Consider the following 9872-nt stretch of genomic DNA (forward strand, 5'->3'; position numbering starts at 1 on the left):
GTTGTTCGCTGCCGATCCGTACGCGACGAAAGTCGGTGTGATCTCCTCCGTGCCACTGCAGGACGGATCGAGTATGACGCTGAATTCAGCCAGTACAGTTCGGGTCGATCTGAACGAGCATGAGCGCCACATCGATCTGACCCGGGGCGAGGTATTCTTCGATGTCGTCAAGGATGCCAAGCGCCCCTTCGTGGTCACCGCTGGCGCGAAACGCATCGTCGCTGTCGGAACGAGATTCTCGATTCGACGCGACGGCGACGAAGTGCGGGTCGTTGTTACCGAAGGCCGCGTGAAGGTACAAGGCGTTGCCGGTGATGCCGAGGATTTGCTGCTTGCCGCAGGGGCGATTGCGAATCTCCGCACGGACGGCGTGTTGGTCCAACACAAGTCGCTGCCGCAAGCGGAAGAGGTGTTGTCCTGGCGAATGGGCTATCTCACATTCCGTGATACACCACTCGGCCAGGCGATTCGCGAGTTCAATCAATACAACCGTCAGCAGATGGTCATTGACTCTCCTGACGTCGCTAACATTGCGCTGACGGGAAAGTTCAAGGCGACCAATTTCGATGCTTTCGTTCGATTGCTGGAGGACGGCTATCAGATTCGTGCGCATCGAGCGGGCGATGCGATTCGCCTAACTCAAGGACCTGTGGCGCCGACGGAGCAGTAAAGCACATCTGTTGTTTCAGCGGAGCCGCCTCGATGCGGCAAGGAATTTCGTTTCCAGCTCCGTGATTCTCACACGTTGCGCGTCTCTCTTCGTAGGGAACGGCGTGCTCGCTAGCGGCCGGATGCCTGGCTGGCATGACGAGTAACCAATAACGAGGAGTGCGGATGATCACCACGAGAACGCCGAACCACGATGAACCGTCAGTGTCTCGGTACGGCGCAAGTCGACTGGCCGACGTTTCCAGATCGTTGGTTTCCTCCGCGGTAGTCACAACGCTGCTTCTTGCTCAGACGGCCATGGCTGCGCAGCGAAGTTCAGCTCCGCAAGCGCAACCAGAACAGCCTGCAGGTCCCGCGGCGACTGCAAACCCGGTTGAAGCCATCCATATTGCGCTTCCCGCTGGAGAGTTGCTCATCGCGCTGGATGCGTTGGCGAGCCGCAATGATGTGCAGCTCGTATATCGCCGCGACCAGCTCCAAGGCGTGCTCACTGCTGGTGTCAGCGGCAGGTTCACTGTGCAAGAGGCAGTGCTGAAACTGCTGGAAGGCACTCAACTGCGGGCGAGCACCGACCCGGCGACGGGGGCCATGCTCATCGCACCGAAGACTCTGGCCACGCAACCCGCAGCGGCCAGAGGATTTCGATCCGACAGTGCAGATTCATCAGCCCGCCTCGCGCAGGCGAGCGACCTGGCAGCTGAGCGCGAGAGCGGCGCGACTGCGAAAGCTGACTCAGGCCGTCAGGACAGCGAGAACATTTCCGAAGTTCTAGTCAGCGCCAAGAAGCCCTTCACGGAAGGCAACATGGATATCAAGCGCACCGAGAACGACGCACAGCCGTATCAGCTCATTAGTGCTGAGGAGATCGAGCGAACCGGTGTGCTGAACGTCGAGGGTTATCTCAAAAGAAACCTGTCCATGAATGCCGTCGCCAGGGACAACAGCCAGCTCTCCGTCAATGCCTACGGCAGCTCGAGCAACGTGAATCTGCGCGGCATCGGTACCAACCAGACGTTGATCCTGATCAACGGCCGGCGGACGGCAAATATTTCGTTGTTCGGTCAGACATTCCAGCCGGACGTGAATGGCATTCCGATCGGTGCGGTGGAGCGCATCGAAGTGTTGCCGGTGTCTTCTTCGGCGATCTACGGAGGCAGTGCCATCGGTGGTGTTGTCAACGTGGTGCTGAAGCGTGACTACGAAGGAGGGCAGATTGGCGTGTCCTATCGCAGTCCTATGGATACCGACGCGCCGGCTCGCACCGTGGATGCAAGTTACGGTTTTTCGCTGGAGGGCGGCCGTACCAACGTCGTTGTCGGTGGCCGATTCTCCGAAGTAGAACCGCTATTCAGCGAGCAGCGACCGGAGTTGTACGCCAGAGGCCTGCAGAGGGTGCGCGCAAACAACTTGGCCTCGTTGCAGTCGCCGACCAGTCCGTTTCTCGGCGGGTCACTGCCAAACATTGGTTCTGCCAACGGCCAGGCCCTGGTCCTCCGGCCGGAGTACGGTGGCATGAACCTGGGATCAACGATCACCCACGTGCCCTCCGGAACCTCGAGCGCGACACAGCTACAGCAGTTGGGAGCGGGGCTGCTGTCCAATGCAGGAACGTACAACTTCACGTCGCCGGACTCTGCGGGTACCTACAACAGCGATGGGCTTCGCAGTCATGTGTTCGGCTCGCCGGTGACCAAGTCGTTCATCGCGAGCGCGCGTCGTCGCATGAGCGACAACACCGAAGCATTCCTGGAGTTCTATCGCAGCTCCAACACCCGAACCTCGCAATGGGCGGTGGAGGCGGCCACTTACCGGGTCAGTGCGGCATCGCCGGTGAATCCATTTCAACAAGATATTTTTGTGAGCTTGCCGGCTGGCGCTGGCTCGGTCGGCTATGACAGCAGAAATGAGGTCACGCGCTTTACCGCAGGTGTGCTGGTCGACCTGCCGCACGACTGGCAGCTGGAGAGTGACTATACCTGGACGAGCAACGACTACAGCTACGGCGGCAGCGCTTTCGACTCGACCGCAGGCGGCTTGGTGGCGGCGCTCAACAATGGCACGGTCAACCCCTTTGTCGACACGTTGTCCAATCCGCTGAGCATTGGTCTGTATGAAGGTGCGTTCGGCAGCGGCCAGGAGGGTGGGCTGGGCAATGTCGCTTTGAGAGTGGCCGGTCCCGTGTGGGAGTTGCCTGCCGGTAGACCGACGCTGGTGGTTGGTCTCGAACATCGCAAGGAGCGCGTGAAGCGCGGCGGTTATTTCTTTCGTGACTTTCCGCAGTTGGCCGCGGCCCAGAGCACTTCGCGGACCTATTTACCCCAGTCGCAATCTGTCTTGAGCGCCTACACCGAGTTGAAAGTGCCGCTGGTGTCGGCTGCCAACGCCGTGCCGCTGGTCAGAGAGTTGGAGTTGCAGCTCTCCGGTCGCACCGAACATTTCAAAGTGTCCACTGGCACGGCCTTTGTCGTCGCCGGCCAAAATACGCCGACAGTGTCTTCGGATGTGGATTACAGCTCCACGAATCCGACCATCGGTCTGCGCTACAAGCCCGTGGACCAACTGATGCTGCGTGCCAGCTACGCCAAGGGTTTCTTGCCACCGGACTATTCGCAGTTCCTCGCGCCGGTCCTGGGTGGAACCAATGTGCTGGGTGCGAATGCGACCGCGGTCGTCATCGATCCACGTCGGGGCAATCAGCAGACCGTGGTTCATTACATCGCCGGTGGCAATCCGGACATCAAGCCACAGAGTTCGCAGAGTTGGAATGTGGGGTTGGTGTGGGAACCGGCATTCATTGCAGGACTGCGCGCCAGTCTCGATTGGTATCACCTGGTACTGGAGGACGTGGCAGTGACGCCGACACCACAACAGGTCGTCAATCTAGAGAGCCAGTTGCCCGGCCGAGTCCAGCGAGTGGCGGCGACGCCTGGCGATCCTTACGGCGTCGGTGCGCTAACCCTGGTCGACTTCAGCCTGCTGAACGCCAACGAGATGAAGACCGAGGGCATGGATCTATCTCTGAGTTACTTGTTGCCGCTCGAGCGGCTCGGCACCTTCCAGATCGCCGGCGGCGGCTCGATCATCCGTTACTTCAAGCGGCAGTCGGTCATCGACGGTCCGTTGCTGGATATCGCCAATGCGGTGGCCGACGGTGGGCCGCTGAAGCGCCGAGCCAATCTAGCCTTGAGTTGGATGCGTGGCAATTGGAAGGCGGATTGGATGGCCAGTTACTTTGGCTCCTACGATCAATTCGATTCTGGTGGCGTAACGACTTATGTGCGCTCTCAAGGCAGTAACACGGTACGCAGCCAGACCTACCATGATCTTGCGTTCAGCTACAGCTGGCCAGAGCAGCGGGCGGTTGCCTGGTCGGGCAAGGCGCTGTCGGGTACCACGGTGCAACTGGGCATCAGCAATGTCTTCGACAAGGTGCCGCCGTTCGATGCCTACTACGGGAACTCTCTTTACTACAGTCCTTTTGGCGATCCGCGCTTGCGGGAGTACTGGCTCTCGGCGACCAAGCACTTCTGATCATGAAGTGCTGTGCGTTTGTCATGGCGGCTTGCCTCGTCGCGGGGGCGCAGCGCAGCGAGGCGCGATCGGTGACGCTGGCCGACCTGGGCACGGAAGTCGGCCTCTCCGATGCGACGATCTCGCCCGACGGTAAGCAGGTCGCGTTAGTGACGTCGGTGGCGGATTATGAGAGCAACCGATTCGTCCGATCGCTCCGAATCGTTGACAGCGGAACAGGCGTGCAGCGAGAACTCGTTGCACGTCCGTTCGCCGCCAGTTCGCCGCAGTGGTCGCCGACCGGTGATCGGCTAGCGTGGCTCGATCAGGCAGGCACAGGAAAACTGCAGATCCATGTGATGTCGATGAACGGTACGGGTTCCTCTGCGCCCGTCGTCGTCACCGACGCGAGCGAGGGGGTGCAGTTCTACGAATGGTCCCCCGACGGCCGAGCCTTTGCGTTCATCACTGCGGATCGCACGCAGGAGCGTACGGGTGTGGAGCGTCACAATCGTTCCTTCGAAGTGGGCAACAGCGATTACTTGGCTATGCGGGCGGCGGTGTCCTCGCACATCTGGATCGTCCCTGTGACGGGAGGAGTGCCGCGAAGGTTGACCTCCGGCGTGGAAAGCGTGGGACGCATCAAGTGGCTGCGAGATGGTCAAGCGATCGCTTTCATCAGCCAACCGACGCCGCACTTTGCGGACTTGCTGAAGTCCTCGCTCAAAGTCATCGATACTGGCAGCGGACAGGTCCGTGTGCTGGTGCCGTTCTCGCCTGACTCGGGAGCGTTGTGGCAGTCGCCTTTGGGAATATCGCCAGAGGGGGACCTCATCAGCTTTCAGGCTTCGCTTGGGCCAGGTGGTTTTTTTCGCGGTCGAACTTTCAGAATGGTGCCGGTTGCAGGTGGCAAGAGCCGCGACATCGCACCGGATCTCGATCGTACGTTGAGGGACCTACTGTGGCTCGCCGACCGTGGCTCCCACGTCTTCATGGGAGAGGACGGTACGCGAAACGTTCTCTGGCATCGGCCGCTCGACGGACCGTCGCGGCGACTCGAGCTTGGCGATATCACCGGCCTGCAGATATGGAACTTGTCTGTAAGCACCGCGGGGACGATCGCCTTCGTCGGCAGTGAAGCCCAACGTCCGGCGGAGCTTTATCTCCTGTCCTCGGTCGATGCCAAGCCGAGGCGCCTGACACAATTCAATGAGTCGCTGGCGGCCTTGAGTCTGGGTCGCATGGAAACGATCGATTGGCGCAACGATGACTTCGCGCTGACCGGCACCCTGATCTACCCTCCAGGGTTCAAGAAGAACCAGAAGGCGCCCTTGGTCATCAGACCGCACGGTGGCCCGGCGGGATTGTCGACTCAGTCGTTCGATGGCTTCAGTCAGTTGCTCGCGGCACAAGGCTGGCTGGTGTTCAGTCCGAACTTCCGTGGCAGCACCTCTGGCGATGATGCATTCACGCAGGCAGTCGTGAATGACTATGGAGATGGGCCCGCTCGGGATGTGATGGCCGGGCTCAAGGTGCTGAAGGCTCGTGGCATTGTCGATACAACGCGTATCGCTGTATCCGGATGGTCGTACGGTGGGTTCTTGACCAACTGGCTCACCAGTCACTACACGCCTTGGTGCGCCGCTGTCTCGGGTGCAGCGCTGACCGATCACCTCGACTCCTACAACTTGGCGGACATCAACGTTGGGTTTGGTGATGCGATGGGCGGCTCACCGTGGCGCAACGACAACGCAACCAACTATTGGCGGCAGTCGGTGATGGCACAGGCGCACCGAATCCAGACGCCCACACTGATCTTGAGCACGACGGGAGATCGCAGAGTCCCGGTGACGCAGTCTTACAAGCTCTATCACGCGCTCAAGGACAATGGCGTCGACGTTCAGTTCATCGCGTATCCAGTCGATGGACACGCGCCCCCGGACCCGGTGCATCAGCGCGACGTGTCACGACGTTGGGTGGAATGGATTGCAAAGCACTGCGGCGTGCCTGCGCATTGAGAACCGCTCGATCAATACAAAAATGAAGGGTGACGTTGTGACGGGAATGAAGGCAGATTCTCCGCGGAGGCGGGCTCGTCGAGAATTCTTGAAATCCGCGGTAGCCGTCGCCGTTCCTGCGACATTGGGAATGCGTAGCGCGTGGGCGGCGCGTGACTATGGCGCAGAACGCTATCGTCAGGCACTGGTCATCGATGGGCTGAGCGGGCCAGGGGAGCTTGACTACAACGCGTCGCGGATATCCGCTTTTTCGGAACGGGCAATCGCGGATACGAAGCAATCAGGCGTCAGCGCTGTGAATCTTACGATAGGCGGCGTTGGCAACGGTCCGCGCATGTATGAACAGGCCCTGGAGTCGCTCGCATACTACGAGGGAGAAATCACCGCCCATCCAGATGTGCTGATGAAGGTACGCAGCTGTCGTGAGATCCGCGAGGCGAAAGCGAAGGGTGGCTTAGGACTGATCTTCGGATTCCAAGATACCAGCATGTTAGAGGGTGACCTGGAACGTCTGAGCCTGTTCCGCAATCTTGGAGTGCGGATCGTGCAGCTCACTTACAACCGGCGAAATCTGATGGGCGACGGTTGCCTGGAGCCTGCCAATAGCGGACTGAGTACGCTCGGGCGCGAAGCCATTGCGGAGATCAATCGGCTGAAGTTGCTACTCGATCTGAGTCATGCGGGTGCCAGAACGATTGCGGAGGGCATCGCCGCGGCTCGCGCGCCGCTTGCGATCACGCACACCGGATGCAGGGCCTTGGTCGACGTGCCGCGCAATACTCATGACAGCGAGCTGAAGGCATTGGCCAATAGAGGGGGCGTGGTCGGCATCTACTTCATGCCTTTCTTGCGTCAGTCGGGGCAGCAGCACGCGGCGGACTTGATTCGTCACTTGGAGCACGCCGTGAATGTTTGTGGCGAAGACCACGTGGGGCTCGGCACGGACGGCGTGATCTCCGGTGCGACCCTTGATGTTGCTTATGGCGAGCACCAGCGAAAATTCTATGAGGAACGCCGGCAGGCTGGCATCGCGGCGCCCGGAGAGGCGGCGGATGTCTTCAACCTCATCCCGGAATACAACGATCCGTTGCGCTTGTTGACGTTGGCGGGCGATCTCAGCCGCCGTGGCTGGCCGGAGGGACGCATCGAGAAGATTCTGGGGCGCAACTTCGCGAGGCTGTTCGAAGCAGTGTGGGGCGATTGAAGTGACTGCACGAAGTGACATGTTTCATCGATGACACGACTGTTCTCAATGCTGTTTTACGCAGTGCTCGCAACAATCTCGGCACCTGTCGCGCATGCGCAGGCAGAAGCACCGATGCTGCAGGCAGCGTCTCTGCCCCTGAACGTGTCTCGCAAGGTGGCGTTCGACACGGACGAGGGCAGCTGGATCTCGCTTGATGTGTCTCCGGACGGGCGCACGATTGTGTTCGAATTGCTCGGCGACCTGTATACGCTCGACGCGCGTGGCGGGACGGCCCAACTGCTGTTGGGGGGCTTGGCATTCGAGACGCAACCTGCCTTTTCGCCCGACGGCCGACAGATCGCATTTCTCAGCGATCGCTCCGGCAGCGAGAACCTTTGGATCGCCGCTGCTGATGGTTCGAATCCGCGACAGCTGTCGCGCGACGACGATAATACCGCCTTTGCTTCGCCCGCCTGGTCGGCAGATGGGCAAACGCTCTACGTATCTCGCGGCGAGCGACCCAACCAGCACAATACGGTCTTCTATCTCTGGGCCTACGACGTTCGAGGTGGCGGCAGAACTCGGCTACAAAGAATGCTTGCGCCGCCCGAATGTCCTAGCTGTCCAACCGCAGTCCTGCCGGCACTGAGTGACGCAGCAGGCCATAGCGCACTAGGCGTGGTGCCCTCGGCCGATGGACGATATCTCTATTTCTCGTCCAAGGCAGCGGGTGCCAACCGATGGCAGATTTCCTGCCACGACCTGGAGACGGGCGAGGAGTCAGCGGTGGTCGCAATACCGGGGGGCGCGATGAAGCCGGTGCTGTCTCCCGATGGCAGGCAACTCATCTATGCGACGCGTTTAGATGGCCAGACCGGTCTGCGAATTCGCGATCTCGATAGCGGCACCGATCGCTGGCTTACCTACCCAGTGCAGACTGACGCATCTGACTACAGCGTCGCGTCACGCGATCTGTTGCCGTCCTCCAGCTTCACCCCTGACGGTACGGCGTTGATTCTGAATCTGGACGGCAAGATCCAGCGTCTTGAAATTGCCAGCGGCAAGTCGCGACCTATTCCTTTCACGGCCTCCGTGTCATTGGATGTGGGGCCGCAACTGCGTGCCGGCCAAAGAGTGCAAGACGGGCCGGTGAGAGCGCGGGTGATCCAGGCACCGAAGCAATCTCCTGATGCGAGGCGCGTGGCATTTTCGGCCTTGGGCCAGCTGTACTCGATGAATCTATCCAATGGGAAGGTACGTCGCGTCACTGATTCCATCGACGCCGAGTTTCAACCGAACTGGTCGCCTGATGGGCGTCAGCTCACATACGTTACCTGGAAGGCAGCTGGCGGCGGGCACGTCTGGAGGGTAAGCGCTGAGGGTGGCAAGCCGCAGCGCGTTTCGGACTACGCTGCGTACTACAGCGATCCAGTGTTTGCTCCAGACGGCAAGACCATCTACGCGCTGCGTTCAAACAATTTCGAACGCACGCAGGCACACGATGAAGTCTCGGCGGTGCGCGCCGTCGATATCGTCAAAATTTCGCCGAGTGGCAAGTCCGAGTTCGTTTCGCGGCAAGCGCAGATTCGCAATTTGCACTTCACGCAAGACTCCAGTCGAATCTATTTTCACTCATGGGATGGTTCGATTCGTTCGGTAGCGTTGGACGGCACCGCAGGTCGCGTGCATGTCCGAATTCGAGGACCAGGCGGCAAGGAGTTGCAGGCGCGCACGGCAGCGGCCAGTAATGCAGCGATCAGTCCAGACGGACGCTGGCTACTGGCGCAGTTCGGCCTTGCGCCTCAGCTCTACCTCATCGGTGTGCCGCAGATGGGTGAGGGAATTCTCGAGATCGATCTCCAGCAGCCGACTGTGTCCATCCAGCGTGTCACTGATTCTGGTGCCGACTATTTCGCCTGGGCAGACGACGGCAAGACTATTACCTGGGCGTTGGGCCCGACTTTCTATCGACGCTCGCTGAGTAGCATCCGCTTGGCGCCATCGAGCCAGCCGCTCGCCGACGATGCCGAAGGAACACAAAGTTTCCTGGTCGATCTCTCGATTCCCCGTGATCTGCCGCGAGGAGCCCTGGTGCTTCGCGGTGCCACTGTCATCACCATGAGAGGTGATGAGGTGATCCAGGATGCGGATATCTGGATCGGTGATAACCGCATCCTAAACGTCGGTAGACGTGGTTCGGTCGCCATCCCCGAGCATGCACAGATACGCGATATCCGTGGCAAGTTTGTCGTTCCCGGATTCATCGATACACACGCGCATTGGTTCGAGATCAGGCGGGACGTGCTCGATCTGCAGCACTGGAGTTTTATCGCCAATCTCGCCTATGGCGTGACATCGGGACTCGATCCGCAGGCGTACACGAGCGACATGTTTGTTTATGAGGACATGCTCGACGCTGGGCGCATGATCGGCGTGCGTGCGTTCTCGACGGGGCCCGGAATGATGGCGAATACATTGCTTGCCACGGG

General features: G+C 60.0%; 5 protein-coding genes. All 5 read left to right on the top strand.

What is annotated here, in order from left to right:
* Nucleotides 1–670: FecR family protein (locus tag JNL55_RS12820; RefSeq protein WP_293853449.1), on the top strand; the 670-nt coding region annotated here is incomplete at its 5' end.
* Between the two features lie 407 nt (nucleotides 671–1077).
* Nucleotides 1078–4200, top strand: coding sequence for a TonB-dependent receptor (locus tag JNL55_RS12825; protein ID WP_293853451.1), 3123 nt, complete (start codon nucleotides 1078–1080; stop codon nucleotides 4198–4200).
* A gap of 23 nt (nucleotides 4201–4223) precedes the next feature.
* Nucleotides 4224–6197 (top strand): S9 family peptidase, encoded by a 1974-nt coding sequence (locus JNL55_RS12830; RefSeq protein ID WP_293853454.1) that lies wholly within the window; start codon nucleotides 4224–4226, stop codon nucleotides 6195–6197.
* Nucleotides 6198–6327: 130 nt separating this feature from the next.
* Nucleotides 6328–7401, top strand: coding sequence for a dipeptidase (locus JNL55_RS12835; RefSeq protein ID WP_293853457.1), 1074 nt, complete (start codon nucleotides 6328–6330; stop codon nucleotides 7399–7401).
* Nucleotides 7402–7449: 48 nt separating this feature from the next.
* On the top strand, nucleotides 7450–9872 hold a 2423-nt coding region (locus JNL55_RS12840), incomplete at its 3' end, for an LpqB family beta-propeller domain-containing protein (protein ID WP_322111029.1).

The organism is Steroidobacter sp., from assembly GCF_016790065.1.
GTDB lineage: Bacteria > Pseudomonadota > Gammaproteobacteria > Steroidobacterales > Steroidobacteraceae > Steroidobacter.

What these genes read in the sequence shown, in the direction of transcription:
- JNL55_RS12830 (WP_293853454.1), top strand. Translation starts at nt 4,224, where the DNA reads ATGGCGGCTTGCCTCGTCGCGGGGGCGCAGCGCAGCGAGGCGCGATCG.
- JNL55_RS12835 (WP_293853457.1), top strand. Translation starts at nt 6,328, where the DNA reads ATGCGTAGCGCGTGGGCGGCGCGTGACTATGGCGCAGAACGCTATCGT.